The sequence below is a fragment of the Acinetobacter sp. ABJ_C1_1 genome (assembly GCF_044684115.1).
Taxonomy (GTDB): Bacteria; Pseudomonadota; Gammaproteobacteria; order Pseudomonadales; family Moraxellaceae; genus Acinetobacter; species Acinetobacter nosocomialis_A.
The window spans coordinates 541233-559535 of the sequence record NZ_JBITPU010000001.1 but is presented as its reverse complement, the minus strand read 5'-3'; the positions used below and the strand labels follow the sequence as shown (position 1 = coordinate 559535).

Here is an 18303-nt window from a genome sequence, read left to right as displayed (position 1 = left end):
GCATTTTATGAGTAAATCATTATCAGCATTGCTTTTAAGCACCATGCTAGTGGGCACAAATGTTGCCCTAGTTCCTCAAGTTTTTGCCAAAACAACAACAAGTATAAAAAGTGAGGCGCCCGGTGTAGCCCCCCAATACGATACAACGCATGTTTATGTAAACCCTGAAGACTTTGACAAATTTACCGATAGTTTGGTCGCAACATTCGGTGGCACCAAGTCGAAACAAGGTGTTTTCCAAGTTACACCAACACCGAGCCAGACGATGTCTCAGCTTGTATTGACCCCAGTAGGTACATTGTCTGTATTTGGTTTTAAAACCCCAATTCCATATCCGTTTGGTTTGGAAAGAACAGGCTATTTAGTCAAAGACATGGATGCAGCAGTGCAGGCAGCGAAGGCAAATGGGGCAGATGTCATTGTAGATGCTTTCCCAGACCCAATTGGGCGTGATGCGATTGTCCAATGGCCGGGTGGCGTAAATATGCAGCTCTATTGGCACACGACTAAGCCTAACTATAACCAGTTAGAGACTGTTCCAGAAAATCGTATTTATGTTTCAAAACAAAGTGCCGACTCGTTTGTTAAGAAGTTCGTGAGTTTCTCGCACGGTAAAGTCGTTTCCGATAACCCTAAAGCCGCAGGTATAGAAATTGGTCGCCCAAATGAAACGTATAGACGTATTCGCGTTGAGTCTGACTTCGGCAAAATGACAGTGTTCGTCACCAATGGTCATCTTCCTTATCCGTATGGGCGTGATATGACGGGTTATGAAGTTAAAAACTTATCTGAAACTTTAGATAAAGCCACAAAAGCAGGCGCATCTGTTTTGGTTAATGCTTATAAGTCGGATGGTCGTGAATCAGCAATGGTACAGTTCCCGGGCGGTTATATCGCTGAAATTCATGCGTCTATCAAATAATTTATAGCCTAAATGATCGATTGAAATTTGCACTTATGTTGCCTAAGAGCAGTATGAGTGCAAAACACCAAGTCTCTGCAACGACCTATTTATTACTATGGATAACACTTGATGGCCTCGCATGTTTTTAAAGATAGAACATATCGAATTAAGCACTCAGAGATTTACCTTAAAATAATAAAAATGAGTCTGTTATTAACCAGCAGTTTATTTTTCTACGAATCTGCTTATGCAGAAAATGAAGTCTCAAATAAAAATGCATGTCCAACTCGTCCAAAAATCTCAACGAATCGTTGGCAAGAAAATTGGGATGTTTTAAAAAATCCGTGTGTGCCAAAGAAAATAGGAGACGACTTCAAATATATACCTTTTGGCGATAATAATTATTTATCACTAGGGGCAAATATTCGTGAACGTTTTGAAGTCAATAATAATGCCAAGTTTGGTACTGGAAATAATCAGGCCGACAGCTATTTAATTCAAAGATTACAAGCGCATGCAGATTTACGAATAGGTGATCATTTACAATTATTTACTCAGCTCAGTGATGCCCGTGCGTTTGATAAAAAGAATATTACCAGTACCGATCAAAATAGACTCGATATAGAGCAAGCCTTTATTGCATGGGTGAGTCCGTTAAATAATGGAACTTTTAAATTTAGAGTAGGCCGTCAAGAAATGGCTTTTGACTTACAGCGCTTTATTTCAAATCGTGAAGGCCCAAACGTTCGGCAAGCCTTTGATGGCGTGTGGTCAGGTTATGAATATGGTGACTGGAGAATTTTAGGTTATCTCACCAGACCTGTTCAGATTGAAAAAGATTCCACGTTTAATGACCACTCAAAAAGCAATTTAAGTTTTAGCGGCTTTCGTGTAGATAAACAAAATGTAGGGGATGGCGAGTTATCAGGTTATTACTCGCGTTATGAACGAGATAATGCATCCTTTCCAAGTATTAAGGGCAATGAGGTTCGAGACTTATATGACCTTCGTCATATGGGTAAAAAGAATAATGTCGATTGGGATGTTGAAGGCATGCTTCAGCATGGAAAAATCGGTGGACAAACAATTCAAGCTTGGGCGCTCAGTAGTATTACGGGATACACTTTTGCTGACCAAGCGTGGTCACCTCGTTTAGGGGTGCAGTTTGATATTGCCACAGGCGACAAAAGTACCAACGATAATCAACTTAATACCTTTAACCAGCTTTTTGCAAATGGCTCATATTTTACTTTGGCGGGTTATAGTGGCTATAGCAATATTATTCACCTTAAACCGTCTCTGACACTTAAGCCTTCAGACAAGCTCACCTTGTTAAGTGCCTTAGGTTTCCAGTGGCGTGAAACCACCCACGATGCCATTTACTTCCAAGGCAATAACAGCATGGCGAATACCGCAGGGCAAGGTTCGAGATGGACTGGGGCATATATTCAACTCAGAGCAGATCGAAAAATTAATTCCAATCTGTCTGTGGCGGCCGAAGGCGTGCACTTTGAGGTTGGAGATACCATTAAGAAAGCGGGTGGTAAAGACGCAAACTATTTAGGCCTTGAGCTGAAATATGGTTGGTAAAACGAGAAGAGTAAAAATATGAGCACAGAATTAAAGCAAACTAAAATTGGGCGTTACCAAAATTTAAACATTGAACTCGTGACTTGGGACTGTACCTCGGCTGAGGTTGAGCTTTCCTGTGCTTGTATTTTTGAACATGAAATGAATAATCGTTCTTTTTCTGGTGGTTTGGCACATTTAGATGAAGCTCTAAACGGAAGACTATATGAAATACGGAAAAATAACTGGTTTAATGCAAAACTCAATGACTCTCTTTTAATAAATCAAACGCCTTCAACCATACAAGCACCTAAAGTTTTGCTTATAGGCATGGGGGCACCAGAAGATTTCACGGTAGAGCGAATCGAGACTGCGATAAAAACTATTGTAAGAACAGCGCATCAACTGGAACTCAAAAGTGTGGCATTTGCGCCGAGTATTTTAGATACAGGTTTAAATCCTCCTACTGGTTTAAATGAACTGATGCTAAGAAGTTTAAAAGAAGAATTAGACCGATATCATCAGCTTTATTTGCAAAAATTAGTCAAAAAATCTGAAATTGAAAAATGGGTATTTGATGCGGGTTTTCAAAATTATGATGCTAAGGCCGAGCAATATATCGCGTCTTTTGCCAAAGTTTTTACTCAAGATGAATTCTGATTTTAAAAATCAAATTCAGTAAAGCATTATGAAAAGGAACATGCTTTACATTTAACTGCATTAGCCTAAACGATGCAGTTAAATGATAAATATTAAGAAATTTCTAAAATTTTCTGAGCGATATATAAATCTTGGATCGATAAGCCTGAACTGTCATAAATTGTGATTTGTTCCTGAGACTGCCTACCTTGCGCATTTGCTAAAAGCACATCACCTATATTGATTAAGGTTGCAGTCTCAGGCGTATGTTGAAATTCACCAATGAGTTTAGACTGGACATTAAGGTCGCAAAATAAACCACTATGTGAAAATAGCTCTGGCGGAAGCTCTTGTTTGCCATGTTTATCTGAACCCATCGATGAAATATGAGTGCCAGCTTTGACCCATTCAGCTTTAAAAAGAGGAGTGTGCGAAGAAGTTGCAGTCACAATAATATCGGCTTGTTCACAGGCTTCTTTTGCACTCGTAATTTGAAGCTGAATACCTAAGTGTTTGAGGGCATCTGCCATTTTTTCAGCTTTATTCGAGTCGCGTCCTACTATCAAAATCTGTTCGAAATTTCTAATTCTTGCTAGCGCCTCACATTCATATTTGGCCTGATTTCCTGTACCAAATATAGCCAATACCTTTGAATCTTTTCTTGCCAATATATTGGTCGCAATTGCATTAGAAGCGGCTGTACGAAATGCATTTACTTTGGCTGCTTCGATAGCTGCTGCCATTTTTCCATTGGCTTGATTAAATAATAAAATGAGTGCGTTATGGCGAGGCAAACCATTTTTAGGGTTATCTTCCCAAAAAGAACCAACTTTAAGGCCAGCCAAATGCTCGGTCGCCGATGACTTAACACTAAAGGTATTTTTGCTATCGGACCCTTGACCATGAACTACAGCAAAACTTTTAGTTTCTGGTTGAGTCGCAGCAATTAAAGCTTGGTAAATGGCATCATAAGCCAGTTCATGATTGATGAGAGCAGAAGATTCAGACTCAGAAATAAATCTCATCACCATCTCCAAAAGTTTATTTAAATTAAGACACGAGCAAGTCGAGAGACGAATAGCATGTGATACCTATCTATGACGCATTAACGGACATCATAGATAGACATTGGCTTTTATTAAGCTGATAAAAACTCTACATATTTAGAAATATCGACATTCCCGCCACTAATAATGATGCCTATACGTTTGCCTTTTAACTCATGCTTTAAATTACGTGCAGCAGCAAATCCGAGACATCCTGTCGGTTCAACCACCATCTTCATTCTTTCAGCAAATAACTTCATACAGCTAATGAGGTCTTCATCTTCTACTGTCAAAATATCATCTACATTCTTTTGAATAATAGGGAATGTTAGTTTGCCTAGATATTGAGTTTGAGCACCATCGGCAATGGTTTGCGGCGTATCAATATGAACAATTTCTCCTTTTCTAAAAGACATTTGCCCATCATTTCCTAGGGCAGGTTCAACGCCATATATTTTACAGTTCGGAGAGAGCTGGCGAGCAGACAGGGCAGAACCTGCCAATAAACCACCACCCCCTAAACATACAAACAGGTAATCTAATTCGCCGACTTCTTCAAATAACTCTTTTGCAGCCGTTCCTTGGCCTGCAATTACATGTGGATGGTCATAAGATGGAATGAGTGTCAGGCCATTTTTTTCGGCAATCTCTTTTCCAATTTTTTCTCGATCTTCCGTATAACGGTCAAATTCAACAATATCGGCGCCGTATTCTCGCGTTGCTGCCATTTTTGCGGCAGGTGCATCTTGCGGCATAACGATTATGGCTGGAATACCAAGAGTTTTTGCTGACAGTGCAATTGCTTGTGCATGGTTTCCCGAAGAGAAAGCAACCACACCCGCTTTTTTCTGAGCATCATTGAATTGCAAAAGTGCATTCATTGCACCACGAAATTTGAAAGCACCAACACGCTGAAAATTTTCACATTTAAAAAATACTTCTGCTTCAAACTCATTGTTCACAGTACGCGAAGTTAAAACAGGAGTCTTATTTGCAAAACCTTTTATACGTTCAGCAGCGGCTGCCACATCTTCATAAGTGGGAAGGGTTAAATTTTTCATAATTAAACCTAATGCTATTCAATGTTTTTGGATGCAAGATTTACTATTGCTCAAGCAACGCACAATATACTGACCTTGTTTAGATAAAATATATATATTTAGATAAAATGTCTAATTTTATTTTCTAATGTGATAACAATGAGATATAAGATTTTGATTTACATTAAGTTTAAAATTAGATAAAAAGTCTAAATTACTATTGCATGCTTTACGTTAGGGTTTGAAATAGTAAATAAGTCATTTGGAGGAAATACCTTGGGCAATCGTGATAAACATTTACTCACTCAACTAGATACTATCGCGAAGGGGCTAAGTGAAACGTTATTTCCTTTTTGCGAAGTTGTTGTCCATGACTTAACAAATCCTGAGCATGCCATACTCTCTATACATAACAATTTATCTGGTCGAAAAATTGGAGATCCAGCAACTGAGCTGGGCTTGGCTAGAATCATGTCTCCAGAGTTTCCAAACCTCATTTCAAACTATGCAAACCAGTTTGCAGATGGACGCCCTGCTAAAAGTACCTCTATAGGGATTAAAGATGAAGAAGGGCAATATGTGGCTGCTTTATGTATGAATATAGATTTAACCCTATTTAGGGGAATGCAAAGTGCTTTAGATCAGTTCACTAAAATTGAAACTGACAACATTATTGAAAATCTGGAACCGAATGGTACAGAAGCAATTCGAAGATATATCGATCAATTTGCCTCAAAACATGCTACGACACCGCGTATGCTAAAACTCAATGAGCGAAAACAATTAATACATGAACTCAAGAATAATGGCTTATTAGACATTAAAAAGGCTGTGGAAACGGTTGCTCAGCATTTAGGTATATCTAGAGCAAGTGCCTATTTATATGTAAAGGAAACTCAAAACGATTTTTAATAATTTATAAAATGAGGGTGGTTTTATTTAAGCTATGTTGAGAGTGGTAGTGTGTAACCTTCGAGTTATTTTGAAAGGTTACTCATCCAGTTTTTTGCTTTAAAAGTTTTATAGTATTTATCAAAAAATAACTTGTTTAATGCTTATGGCTCATTTAAATAATTGAATAGACATAAATTAGTTTGTTATAGCTGTACTAAGTAGGTGGTTATTTGAAGGTATTTATTATTGTATTTATTACCATTTTTTCCAGTGTGGGATTATTTCTGTTAATTGCAGCTCTTCGCTATCGAAAGAATTATTCATCATCTAGTGAGCATGATTATTCATCGTCAGCAAACCATCATGTTTATGACAATAGCCATCATCATAGCTCAAGCCATTCAAATGATTGTTCATCATCTTCGGACTCAGGCAGCTGCGATAGTGGCGGCGGTAGTGACTAAAAAGCCCTTTTATATAAAAGGGGTTTTAGCTGTTTAAGGTAAATCAAACCAAATAAATTGGCTGTTTTCAAGTGCATGAATCACAGCGTTATCTTCAAACACTAAAGCATCACCAGCTTTAACTTCTTGATCACCAATACGAATTACACCTGAAATTACATGAACGTAATTTACCCGTTTTGATGTTTCAATAGGAAGTTCATTACCTTTTTCCAATACAGCAGATTTTACTTCTGCATTTTGGCGAATGTGCATCGGTGCATTTGCATCAGGCCCTGCAATTAAATGCCATTTATTTGGATCTTTACGTGGGTCCAAATTAATTTGTTGGTAGTTTGGCTCGGCTTCTTTTACGTCTGGAATAATCCAGATTTGTAATAGATGTACGGGTGTATCAGTGTTGTTGATTTCACTGTGCGCCACGCCTGTACCAGCGCTCATGAGTTGCCATTCACCAGCTTTAATCTGACCTTCATTTCCCATCGTATCACGGTGTGAAATTGCACCATCGAGCACACAGGTTAAAATTTCCATGTTGTCATGAGAGTGCGTGCCGAAACCGTTATGGGCATCAATTCGGTCATCATTAATCACGCGTAATGCACTGACACCCATATATTTCAGGTTATACCAGTTACCAAATGAAAAGCTATGATAAGACTCTAACCAGCCCGCTTTAACATGACCACGATCTTCACTACGATGCAAAAAAGCATTCATGATTTGATCTCCTCAAATTATTATTGATCTCTTGAGGACTATGTTAAACCTGTAGAATGAAGCTAAAAATAGAGTAGATGCAACATATTGTTGCGTTTTTAATATGATCGATATATCAATAAATATTCGTTTTAAATTTTAAGTATAAAAAAAGCCTGCATAAAGCAGGCTTTCTTCTTTAAAGGATTATTCTAAGAATTTAACAGTTACACCTGCACGTACTTTATTACCTAAATCGTTAGCATCCCAGTTGGTTAAACGGATACAACCGTGTGATGCAGTTTTAGAAATTAAAGACGGGTTTGGCGTACCGTGAATACCGAATGATTTTTTACTTAAACCAATCCAGATATTACCTACAGGAGCGTTAGGACCTGGTGGTAAAGAAAGTGGTTTTAAGTTTTTACCTTGTACGAAGTTCGAAGGTGAGTAGCTATACCAAGGGTTACGCGCAACACCAACTACCTTATAAGTACCGGTCGGAGATGGCGTATCAGTACTGCCAATTGTTGCAGGAAATGAGGCAATCATTTGATTGCGGCTATTAAACAGATACAACTGTTTAGCACCTTTATGCGCAATAATTAAATGAATGTCTTCTGGTAAGTCATTGCGTACGTTTGGAACGATAACTTTCTCACCAACTTTTTTGAAGGTCGCTTTCGGGTTTAATTTCTTTAAGAAACCTTCATCAATATGGAACTTTTCGCCCAACATTTCAGTCACACGCGTGTAGTACAAACCTTTCATTTTGGCTTGTAATGCGTAGTCAGAAGGAATTGACTCAGCATATGGACCTTTTAGGTCTGCATCAGTAATCGTGTATTCAATAAATGCTGGTTTTGTTTGTTTTGCAACAAGCGCATCCCAAGTTTCTTTAGTCAACTCGCCAGTAGGAGATAAACCATTCATTTGCTGGAAAGATGCAATTGCTTTTAGGGTATTTTTACCGCTCATGCCATCAATCGCACCCGGTGAAGCATGCGCGTTATTGAGCATGACGTGGGCACGTGCATAAACTGGTAATTGACCTTTACCAATATTTTCATACCACTCAGCATTATTTAAGCCATCTAATGTCCATGAAACAGCTGGAGCAGAAGTAGTAGAGTTAGATGCTGTTGTTGTTTTAGCTGGTGCTGTTGGTTCTGAAGCAGCAATGCCTGAGTCAGCATTTGGGTCTTCAGCTTTTTGCAAATTTTGTAATGTAGTAGACGCTCGATTTAAGTCATTTTGTTCTTGAGCAGTAATCTGTGTCTGGGCTTGAGCTTTAACAGTTGAAGCAGCATCTACAGCAAGCGGATCAATCGGATCTTCTACAGGAGCAGATACTTTTTTAGGAGTGACTGGTTGCTCAGTTGTTGACGCAGCCAAAGCAACATTAGCAATAATACAACTTAAACTCATAGCGAGTAATGAGCGAACAAACATGTAATTCAACCTTAAGAATTTTCATATAAGCAATAGGGTAAGAAGACTGATCCTAATGTTTATAAAATCACCAAAAACGCAATGTGTGCGTATTTAAGTATTGGTGAATTTAAGCATTAAAGGAATATCAATAAACCCGATGTAACATGTTGCAAGTATTGCAGAAAACCGAGCTACTTGCAGTAGACTTTTGTGTAAATATGCATTTTTTAGTAGATTGACAAGTTTTTTGTATGAAATTGAAATTATAAAAACATTCACCTTTTTGATATGATGCTGCCACATGAAAAAGATAGAGATCGGCAATGACGACACTTAAAAATGATCGTTTCTTACGTGCTTTATTACGTGAGCCTGTAGATACCACTCCAATATGGATGATGCGCCAAGCAGGACGTTATTTGCCTGAATATCGGGAAACACGCTCAAAAGCAGGTGATTTTCTATCTTTATGCAAAAATACAGAGTTTGCTTGTGAAGTAACTTTACAACCTTTGCGTCGTTACGATTTAGATGCAGCAATTTTATTTTCAGATATTTTAACGATTCCTGACGCTTTAGGACTAGGTCTTTATTTTGAAACAGGCGAAGGCCCTAAGTTTCATAAAACAGTTCGTACTGAACAAGACGTAGCAAACTTACCGAAGTTAAATGCTAAATCTGATCTTGATTATGTCATGAATGCAGTAAGCACAATTCGCTCTGCTTTAGGTGGTCAAGTTCCACTGATTGGTTTTTCGGGTAGTCCTTGGACGCTGGCGACTTATATGGTTGAAGGCGGTTCAAGCAAAGAGTTCCGTTTTACCAAACAAATGATGTATGCGCAGCCGGAAGTTTTGCATGCGTTGCTCGACCATTTAGCAGATTCAGTCATTGACTATCTAAATGCTCAAATTGATGCAGGCGCTCAAGCTATTCAGATTTTTGATAGTTGGGGTGGGGCTTTAGCACACCGTGAATATGTCGAGTTCTCTCTGAACTATATGAAAAAAATTATTGCAGGTCTGCAACGTGAAAAAGATGGACGCCGTATTCCAGTGATTGTATTCACCAAAGGTGGTGGTCAGTGGCTAGAGCCAATGATCACAACAGGTGCAGATGCATTAGGTTTAGACTGGACCACACCATTAAATACAGCGCGTACAACTGTAGCAGGCCGTGTTGCCTTACAAGGGAACCTTGATCCAGCAGTTTTATATGGTTCAGCAGCTACGATTGAAAAAGCAGTGAAAGCAATGCTGGATGATGCTTACGCAAATGGTGAAAAGACTGGCTATGTTGCAAACTTGGGGCATGGTATTACCCAATGGGTAGATCCAGTGCAGCCAAAAATCTTTGTAGATACAGTACATGAGTATAGTGCTAAATATCTAGGATAGTTTTTTGTGCAATATCTGTTTTTACCCCTTCAATTTATTGGCAAGGCTGTTTCGGCAGCCTTGTTTGGTATTTTGCTATTAATTGCTTTTGCTCTGACAGCTCCGATGGGAAGCCATGAATATATGGGTTTTTATCGTTATGATTATTTACTCATCTATGCGCTCATTATTCAAATTTGCTTGTTGTATTTAAAGCTTGAGTCATGGCAAGAAGCCAAGGTGATTGCTCTATTTCATATCATGGCAATGGTTATGGAAATCTTTTTAACGCATCCTGGCATTGCTTCATGGCAATATCCGCAGCCGGCTGTGTTTAAAATTATTACTGTGCCTTTATTTGCAGGCTTTATGTACTCGGCTGTAGGCAGTTTCTTTGCTCGCTCAATCCGTTTATTTCAGGTTTCGTTTGAGAAACTTCCAAGTTTTGGAAGCATGCTTTTTCTCGCATTTTTCTCATATATTAATTTTATGAGTAAATTTTTTATTCCTGATATTCGCTATATTTTATTTGCTTTTAGTGTTTATATTTTCTGGAAAACTACACTTTATTTTCAAATAAATGAACGTAAATTTAAAACCCCGATGCTCCCAGTTCTGTTGACACTCGCGTTTGTTATCTGGGTTGCTGAAAATATTAGTACCTTTTATAAAATTTGGGTTTATCCAAGTCAGATTAATGCTTGGCATATGGTGGGATGGGGTAAACTCGGTTCATGGTATTTATTATTACTACTAAGTTTAGTATTAGTTCTTAAAATATTAGGTCATCGAGATAATCAAGGTAATTGGAATTTAAGATAAAAATTTCCTTTTCTCTTTTTATCATATTATTTAATTTTTAATTGCTAAAAGACAAGCTTATCGTTATCTTTGGAGGGTGTAATAATAATTACACATAACAATACATAAGAAACAATCAATAATGATTTTTGGAGATATTCATCATGTTAAAAAAATTAGCTTTAGCTGCTTTGTTAGCAGCTGGTTCAAGTGTTGCTATGGCTGATAATGATGTAGGTTGTGGTGTGGGTACGCAAGTATGGGCAGGCAAAAAAGGAGTAGCGCCTAAAATTCTTGCTGCAACAACAAACGGTATTTTTACTAACCAATTATTAGGTATTACTTTTGGTACTTTAGGTTGCCGTCAAGGCGGAACAGTAACAGCTCAAGTTGTTACATTCACAAATGAAAATGCAGAAGCTTTAGCGCGTGATATGGCTGTAGGCCAAGGTGAAAGCCTGAACGTTCTTGCTGAATTAATGCAAATCAAACCACAAGACAAAGACCGCTTCTTCAAAGTTTCAAAAGCAAACTTTGGTGAAATCTATTCAACAAACAACCAAAACACACTTCAAGTATTAGCATCATTACAAAACGTAATGGCTAAAGATGAAGTTTTAAAAGCTTACGTATAAGTTTGAACTTGAAAACCCTGTCATCTGGCAGGGTTTTTCTTATATCTAATGATTAAAATTGATGAGCTTAATGAAGTCAGTTGTTTTAGTTTTTGCCTCTTTGGCAGTGAATATTGCGTATTCAGCAGAAATAAATCCATCTATTCAAAACTATTGGTCAGTTGCAGAACAAAAGAAATTAGACCAAGACATTACATGGCAACGGCTCATGTATGCCAATAAAAAACATAACAGTGAAGTGAGTTATTCTGGTTATTTTGTGGCAGCAAACGGAAAAAATAATTTAAAAGAAGAATTAAAAGCTGACATTGCTGAGTTATTTACATCTGCTCCAGATAATCAGTCTTTTCGTTGTAAATTTCCGGCACGTAGCCAGTGGTTAATACAACAGTTAGGTATTCAGCCAAACGAATTACCCGCGGTAAGTTGTTCAGAATTTGAAAACTGGATTGGCCAAATTAAGCCTTATAAAGCGACTTTAATTTACGCGACTGATTTTATGGGCAATCCGAGCTCGATGTTCGGGCATACCTTATTGCGCCTAGACCCTAAAGATCAACAGCAGTTAAACCTCGTTTCTTACGCCGTAAACTATGCAGCAACTGTAGCAGGTAACGACAACTGGTCATATGCATGGAAAGGCTTAACAGGGCAGTATCCGGGTGAATATTCACTTATGCCTTACTACCGTAAGGTAAAAGAATATGGTGATTTCGAGAGCCGTGATTTATGGGAATATGAGTTAAAACTATCCCCTGAAGAAACACGTTTTTTAGTGAGTCATATTTGGGAAATGCAACATGTAAGCTTCCCTTATTACTTTGTGAGTGACAACTGTGCTTATCGGTTATTAGGATTAGTTGATTTAGTTAAACCTGAGTCTAACTTACAAGAAAAGTTTAATTATGCTTCCATTCCAATGGAAACCATTAAAGCGATGCATCAACAAGGGCTAACCAAAGCACCTGTGTATCGACCCGCTTTAGAAACTCAATTATTGGCCCAAGCTCATCAGCATGGCGCGTCTTTAGCTAAAGTTGCTCATAAAGTAGCAATGATGCCAACCAAGCAGTCTTCTGAAATACTTAAGTCATATAGTCAGCCAGATCAGGCCAAAATTCTTGAGATGGCTTACGATGATTTATATTTGCAATTTATTAGTCGTAAAGTTGAAGAAAGCGTTGCTCAACCACAGTTACGGCAGCTTTTGGCTTTAAGAAGTCAGATTGATTTAGATAAACAGCGTCAAGAACCGAAACGGCCATCGACTGAGCCAACCCAAGGCCATAATGCACGTAATGTTTCGCTAAAACTGGGTGAAGTGCAGGGTGATCAGTTTATCGAAATTGGACATAGACAGGCTTACCATGACTTGATTGATCCACAAGGGGGGTATAGAGCTGGTACTCAATTGCTCTTTTTAAATGGTAGTGCGCAGTGGCGTAACGATCACTTAAAGCTAGAGCATCTTGATGTTCTGGAAGTGAACTCTTACAACCCGATTCAACCCTTTAAAACACCGCTTACTTGGGGATTTAACTTAGGTTGGCGTCAAGAAGCAGTCCATGACGGCGTTTATAGTGATGAAAAACAGCACGGTGTAGCAAGTTTTAATACCCAAGTCGGCTACAGTGTTGCAGACTATGAGCGTAAACATGTGTGCTATGGTCAAGTTCAAGCTTATGTTCAAGCGGGTTCAAATTTAGATAAAGGCTGGCGTGTGGGAATGGGCCCAACTTTAGGCTGTATGAACCAATGGTTTGAAAAGTTTAACTCAGTGGTACAAGTTGAACTGCCATATTGGGAAGACCAAAACCAATGGAACTTACGCTTAAATACACAGTGGCAATATGCCATTAATAGCAACAATGCTATTCGTCTTAATTGGGATTATGAAAAACAAAATCATCTGGACTGGATGAAATCCAGCTTAGGATATGTCTGGTTCTTTTAAATAGTATGTCTATAAAAAAGAGAGAAGTAGATGAAGTCTATTTCTCTCTTTTTGTTTTAAGAAAAGACAATTATTTCTTTATTGCATTCAACACAGCATAAGCCGCTTTAATGCGTTCTTCGTTTGGAATGCGTTTATTGGTTAACATGACTAAGCCAATATTTTCTTTAGGGATAAATACGACATATGTTCCAAAACCATTGGTTGAACCAGTTTTGTGGAACATCTTAACTGAAGGTTCTTTTGAAATGGCAGACACTTTATTAGGCTTCATCACAATTTGTTCTGAATTACTGTCTAATAAAGTTTGTAAAGGCGCTGGATAAGAAAATTCTTCCCAACCAAGTGCCTGATACATGGTGTCGACTTGATAGAAACCCTGATGTGTTTCATTAATTGCACGTTGAATATCTTTCGGATATTTCTGTGGGTTGAGGTTGGCATTAATAAAACTCAACATGTCGGGTAGTGTTGATTTGACGCCATATGCTGGGGCATCGAGTGGGCCGGGGTTAACTCGAATCGGCTGATTTTCTTGGTTATAGCCAAAAGCATAGTTTTGCATCTGGGTCTTAGGTACATTTACATAGCTATGTTTTAAGCCAAGGGCCGGAAAAATTGTTTTTTCTAAGACTTGGTCGAAAGGTTTATTCATAGACAAAGCTACAACCTTTCCAAATAGGCCAATACTTGGATTTGAATATTGTCTATATTCACCGATTGGGTTTTTAGGTTTCCAGTCTTTGAAAAAAGTTAAAACTTGTTGGTCTGTTTGTACTTCATCTGGAAATTGCAGGGCAAGATTACCACTGGTATAGGTGGCAAGTTGAAGTAAGTTAACTTGGTCAATCGGTGTATTTTTTAGTTCTTTCCAATATTTACCAGGCGTATCGTCAAAAGAGATTTTTCCTTTATTTTTGGCATAGGCACCTGCGGTTGCAGTAAATAATTTACTGACAGAACCTAGCTCAAAAATGGTACTGCTATTTACGGCTTTTTTATCTTGAATGGACTGCAAACCATAATACATTTCATACTTTTTATTATTTTGAATAACACCCACAGCCATACCTGGCACATCATATTTTTCTAATAATGGTTTAAAATTTTGATCTACCAGTTTTTTAATTTCTTGGTCTTTTGGTGTATTGCCCGCATAAATTGAGGTACTAAAAATAAAAAGCGGGGATAAAAGTAGACAAGAAATTTTTTTAAATCGCATGATTAGCTCATAAATTATTTAAAAAGAAAGATGCCTACTTTTATAACAAAAATCACCTAATTTAATTGTTATGTTTTATAGAGTTGGGTTGAACTTTATAAAGCTAGCCTATAAAAAAAAGCCCAACATGGTTGGACTTTTTTGTGCATTAACAACCAGATTAGTAGCTTTCTGGTACAGCACTTAAGAATTCACGGCGTGCTTCTTTATCGGTTTTAAAATCTCCGACAAATGAAACTGTACGGGTGGTAGATTCCTGTTTACCTACACCACGCATCATCATACACATATGTGCTGAATCGATGACTACAGCAACGCCACGAGCGCCAGTCACTTCAGCGACAGCTTCAGCGATTTGCTGAGTTAGGTTTTCTTGAATTTGCAAACGGCGAGCAAACATCTCGGTAATACGTGCAAATTTAGATAAGCCAAGAACTTTGCCTTCTGGTAAATAGGCAACATGAACACGGCCATAGAATGGGAGAAGATGATGTTCGCAGAGCGAATAAAATTCAATATTCTTCACCAATACCATTTCATGGTTATCTGATGGGAAAACAGCATTATTGGTGACTTCTTCTAAAGTTTTACTATAGCCAGAAGTTAAATATGAAAAAGCTTTAGCCGCACGCACAGGCGTATCTTTAAGGCCGGGACGATCAAGATCTTCACCGACGGCAGTCAGAATATTTGCGTACGATTGCTGCATAGACATAAGAATGTTCACTTACACTGGTTGAACAAAACGGCATTCTACCAGAAAACTATCAAAAGACTGAATTCTGTAGAAAAAGCCGATTATTGTTTGTACTTGGGATTTTTTTCTGCTCGTTTAAGCAGAACGAGAACAGCGCCGGTGCCACCTTGATTTTCAGGTGCACTTACAAATGCCAAAACATCGCGATGTTGGCGTAGCCATCCGTTTACATAGGTTTTTAAAACAGCTTCAGGGCCTTTACCATGCACAATTTTAATGACATTTTGATTTTCATCTTTTGCCATCTGGATGATTTGTAAAACGGCTTCACGTGCTTGTTCAATGGTACAGCCGTGTAAATCCACTGCTTCAAACCAGCGCATTTTACCAGCTTTTAAGTCTTCAAAAACTTTATGCTGAAGGGTAGCTATGCGATAGCTTAAAGCGGCTTGGCTTGCGACCGGATTTAACGCTGCTTGAGTATCTGATAACTCGGCATGTTCAGTATCACGTCCACCTTCAGCGGCTGCGCGTTTTGCTAGTGTTTGTGCATCGACTTTTTTAGCCCGAGGTGGTTTTACATCAGCCACATTACTATTGTTGATGCGTTTAACACCTGCAACAGCCTGTTGAAACAGTTGTGTATCTTCCAATTCTTCAGTCTCAACCTGAGATTTTTTAGTCTCAGGCTGATTTGCGATTTTGCTTGAATGAGGATTGGAGATTTGCTTTTTAAATTGCTTCAATAACTTTTGTTGCTCTTTAGAAAGCGATGAATCTTTATTACTCATATATCTTCATTAAACCGTTTGAGGTTGTCCAAAAAGGGCAGTAAAAGCTTGATCTGGACGTGGTTGTTTCATAAAACTCTCGCCAACCAAGAAGCTGTGAATATCATGTTCTTGCATCATACGCACATCATCTGGTGTCGCAATACCGCTTTCAGTAATTAATAAACGTGAGGCCGGAAGTAACTTTTTCAATCGGATAGATGTATTTAAATCTACATCAAACGTTTTTAAATTACGGTTATTCACACCTAATAAACATTGTTCAGAAAGCTTTAATGCACGTTCCATTTCTTCTTCGTCGTGAACTTCAACCAATACATCAAGTTGATGTTCAAACGCAGTTTTTGACATTTCTTCGAGTTGTTGGTCAGACAAACAAGCAACAATTAATAAAATGCAGTCCGCATGCAAAGCACGGGCTTCAACTACATTATATGGATCGATCAGAAAGTCTTTACGTAAAGCAGGTAGGGCACAATGATTGCGAGCAATCGCAATATTTTCATCTGCACCCTGAAAGAAATCAACATCGGTCAATACCGATAAACATGCTGCTCCAGCTTGTTCATATTGCTGGGCAATTTCGGCAGGATTAAAGTCTGCGCGAATAACTCCTTTTGATGGAGATGCTTTTTTAATTTCAGCAATCACACCTGGACGTTTATGTTTTAAAGCATTTGCAAAGCCACGCACTGGAGTCGCAGCTTTTGCTAATTCTTCAACGTCTTGCAAATTACGTTGTTTTAAACGTGCAGCAAGTTCCTCATGTTTACGGTCAACAATTTTACCTAAAATGGTATTTTGAATATTAATCATGAGAAGTCCTTAATCTGCCTGAGATTGTTTTAATGTTTTGGTAAATTCAGCCAAAACACTCATTTTTTCTAATGCTTGTCCGCCGTAAATAATATCTTGCGCGAATGTAACAGCCTGAGCATAAGTTTTGGTAATGCCTGCTACATAAATACCTGCGCCTGCATTAAGCGCAATCATGTTTGCAGCTTTTTCACCAATATCGGATTTATTTTTGCTTAAAGCATCTTTAATGAGTTTTAGACTTGCCGATGCATCAGCAACCACTAAACCATTTAACGTTTGTGACTCAATTCCGACATCTTCAGGGTTAAGTGTCCATTCAGTAACTTCGCCATCTTTGAGTTCAGCAACAGTGGTAGGTGCTGCAAGACTAATTTCATCAAGACCATCTCTTGAGTGAACAACCATCACGTGTTCAGCACCAAGTTGTTTCATCACTTCAGCAATTGGGCGACATAGTTCATCTGAAAACACACCAATGACAAAGCGCTTTACACCAGCTGGGTTGGTCAGTGGGCCGAGTAAATTAAAAATACTACGAATACCAAGTTCACGACGTGGGCCAGCAGCGTATTTCATGGCTTTGTGGTGGTTGGGTGCAAACAAAAAACCCACACCCATTTCACGGATGCAGCGTTCAGTTTGTTGCATATCTAAATCAAGGTGAATACCCGCTTGTTCAAGTAGGTCTGATGAACCCGATTTACTTGAAACGCCGCGGTTACCATGTTTTGCAATGGTCGCACCTGCTGCTGCAATCACAAAGCTAGACGCTGTAGAGACGTTAAATAAATTTTGTCCATCACCGCCAGTTCCAACAATATCAACCAAGTGTTTGATATCACTCACATCAATTTTAATCGCAAATTCACGCATGACACGTGCGGCTGCCGTCATTTCGTCAATGCTTTCACCTTTCATGCGTAGGCCCATCATTAAAGCACCAATTTGTGCTTCGGTTGCCTCACCTTGCATGATGCTGCGCATAATTTCTTCCATTTGAGGCTGAGTCAAATGAATGTTCTTGGTAATGTGGTTGAGCGCCTGTTGGATATTCATAGTCATGATTTACAGCATTAATGATTAAAATTTTTAGGTGAAGTTGATCAAGAGTGGGAGGTTCGGCCTATTGCGTTCCATGATTCACTAGCTACGGGGGGCTATGTTAGCAGAAAATAACCAAAGATTTTTGTTGTTCGATAAGAGATTTAGAAATTTTGCTCAGTGAAGGTTTTGAATCTATTCATAAACAAAATTTATTTATTGAAAAAGGTTTTAGTTTGTTGTGAGTTTTTATGATAAATAATTAACCATTTGGTATA

The 18303-nt window shown here is 38.4% G+C and carries 18 protein-coding genes; 9 read left to right on the top strand and 9 right to left on the bottom strand.

The features are described 5' to 3' along the window. Positions 1-7 precede the first annotated feature (7 nt). The 3 genes from ACG59Z_RS02725 (at position 8) to ACG59Z_RS02715 (ending at position 3133) form a co-directional block, all read left to right on the top strand. Positions 8-922 (top strand): glyoxalase, encoded by a 915-nt coding sequence (locus tag ACG59Z_RS02725; RefSeq protein WP_400197873.1) that lies wholly within the window; start codon positions 8-10, stop codon positions 920-922. 111 nt (positions 923-1033) lie between these two features. After that, the gene (locus ACG59Z_RS02720; RefSeq protein ID WP_400197871.1) at positions 1034-2494 is read left to right on the top strand and encodes an alginate export family protein; all 1461 of its coding nucleotides are present in this window, start codon (positions 1034-1036) and stop codon (positions 2492-2494) included. Between the two features lie 18 nt (positions 2495-2512). Next, positions 2513-3133, top strand: a complete 621-nt coding sequence (locus ACG59Z_RS02715) for a M17 family peptidase N-terminal domain-containing protein (protein WP_400197870.1) — start codon at positions 2513-2515, stop codon at positions 3131-3133. 92 nt (positions 3134-3225) lie between these two features. Here the strand turns inward: ACG59Z_RS02715 and ACG59Z_RS02710 are convergent, their stop codons facing one another. Beyond that, complete coding sequence (locus ACG59Z_RS02710; protein ID WP_400197869.1) at positions 3226-4137, bottom strand: ornithine cyclodeaminase family protein; 912 nt, start codon at positions 4135-4137, stop codon at positions 3226-3228. A gap of 113 nt (positions 4138-4250) precedes the next feature. Then, positions 4251-5219, bottom strand: coding sequence for a threo-3-hydroxy-L-aspartate ammonia-lyase (locus ACG59Z_RS02705; protein WP_400197867.1), 969 nt, complete (start codon positions 5217-5219; stop codon positions 4251-4253). 255 nt (positions 5220-5474) lie between these two features. Between ACG59Z_RS02705 and ACG59Z_RS02700 the strand changes: the two genes are divergently transcribed. Next, positions 5475-6110, top strand: a complete 636-nt coding sequence (locus ACG59Z_RS02700) for a transcriptional regulator (protein ID WP_077169524.1) — start codon at positions 5475-5477, stop codon at positions 6108-6110. Between the two features lie 318 nt (positions 6111-6428). Then, a complete protein-coding gene (locus ACG59Z_RS02695) occupies positions 6429-6593 on the top strand; it encodes a hypothetical protein (RefSeq protein ID WP_400197866.1) in 165 nt (54 codons plus the stop codon). On the opposite strand, the gene ACG59Z_RS02690 is transcribed toward ACG59Z_RS02695, so the two are convergent. Next, on the bottom strand, positions 6590-7276 hold the full coding sequence (locus tag ACG59Z_RS02690; RefSeq protein WP_400197864.1) for a pirin family protein: 687 nt from the start codon (positions 7274-7276) through the stop codon (positions 6590-6592). The two genes, ACG59Z_RS02695 and ACG59Z_RS02690, sit on opposite strands and share 4 nt — an antisense overlap. Positions 7277-7462: 186 nt before the next feature. Further along, complete coding sequence (locus ACG59Z_RS02685; protein WP_400197862.1) at positions 7463-8707, bottom strand: L,D-transpeptidase family protein; 1245 nt, start codon at positions 8705-8707, stop codon at positions 7463-7465. Positions 8708-9012: 305 nt separating this feature from the next. On the opposite strand from ACG59Z_RS02685, the gene hemE reads away from it, so the two are divergent. From hemE to ACG59Z_RS02665, 4 genes are all read left to right on the top strand, one after another. Then, positions 9013-10086: a uroporphyrinogen decarboxylase gene (gene hemE, locus ACG59Z_RS02680; protein ID WP_400197861.1), complete on the top strand. Its 1074-nt coding sequence runs from the start codon at positions 9013-9015 to the stop codon at positions 10084-10086. Positions 10087-10092: 6 nt separating this feature from the next. Further along, positions 10093-10887: a DUF817 family protein gene (locus tag ACG59Z_RS02675; protein ID WP_311069354.1), complete on the top strand. Its 795-nt coding sequence runs from the start codon at positions 10093-10095 to the stop codon at positions 10885-10887. A 143-nt stretch (positions 10888-11030) separates the two neighbouring features. Further along, positions 11031-11501: a DUF3015 family protein gene (locus ACG59Z_RS02670; RefSeq protein WP_000914197.1), complete on the top strand. Its 471-nt coding sequence runs from the start codon at positions 11031-11033 to the stop codon at positions 11499-11501. A 61-nt stretch (positions 11502-11562) separates the two neighbouring features. Further along, the gene (locus tag ACG59Z_RS02665; RefSeq protein WP_400197858.1) at positions 11563-13455 is read left to right on the top strand and encodes a DUF4105 domain-containing protein; all 1893 of its coding nucleotides are present in this window, start codon (positions 11563-11565) and stop codon (positions 13453-13455) included. A gap of 70 nt (positions 13456-13525) precedes the next feature. Here the strand turns inward: ACG59Z_RS02665 and blaADC are convergent, their stop codons facing one another. From blaADC to trpD, 5 genes are all read right to left on the bottom strand, one after another. Then, complete coding sequence (gene blaADC, locus ACG59Z_RS02660) at positions 13526-14677, bottom strand: ADC family extended-spectrum class C beta-lactamase (RefSeq protein WP_400197856.1); 1152 nt, start codon at positions 14675-14677, stop codon at positions 13526-13528. 160 nt (positions 14678-14837) lie between these two features. Beyond that, positions 14838-15386 carry a GTP cyclohydrolase I FolE gene (gene folE, locus ACG59Z_RS02655; RefSeq protein ID WP_002118643.1) on the bottom strand — a complete coding sequence of 183 codons (549 nt, stop codon included), beginning with the start codon at positions 15384-15386 and terminating at the stop codon, positions 14838-14840. 89 nt (positions 15387-15475) lie between these two features. After that, the gene (locus ACG59Z_RS02650; RefSeq protein ID WP_400197854.1) at positions 15476-16165 is read right to left on the bottom strand and encodes a Smr/MutS family protein; all 690 of its coding nucleotides are present in this window, start codon (positions 16163-16165) and stop codon (positions 15476-15478) included. Between the two features lie 9 nt (positions 16166-16174). Beyond that, positions 16175-16981 carry an indole-3-glycerol phosphate synthase TrpC gene (gene trpC, locus ACG59Z_RS02645; RefSeq protein ID WP_400197853.1) on the bottom strand — a complete coding sequence of 269 codons (807 nt, stop codon included), beginning with the start codon at positions 16979-16981 and terminating at the stop codon, positions 16175-16177. Between the two features lie 9 nt (positions 16982-16990). Then, complete coding sequence (gene trpD, locus ACG59Z_RS02640; protein WP_009498528.1) at positions 16991-18040, bottom strand: anthranilate phosphoribosyltransferase; 1050 nt, start codon at positions 18038-18040, stop codon at positions 16991-16993. Between the last annotated feature and the right edge of the window lie 263 nt (positions 18041-18303).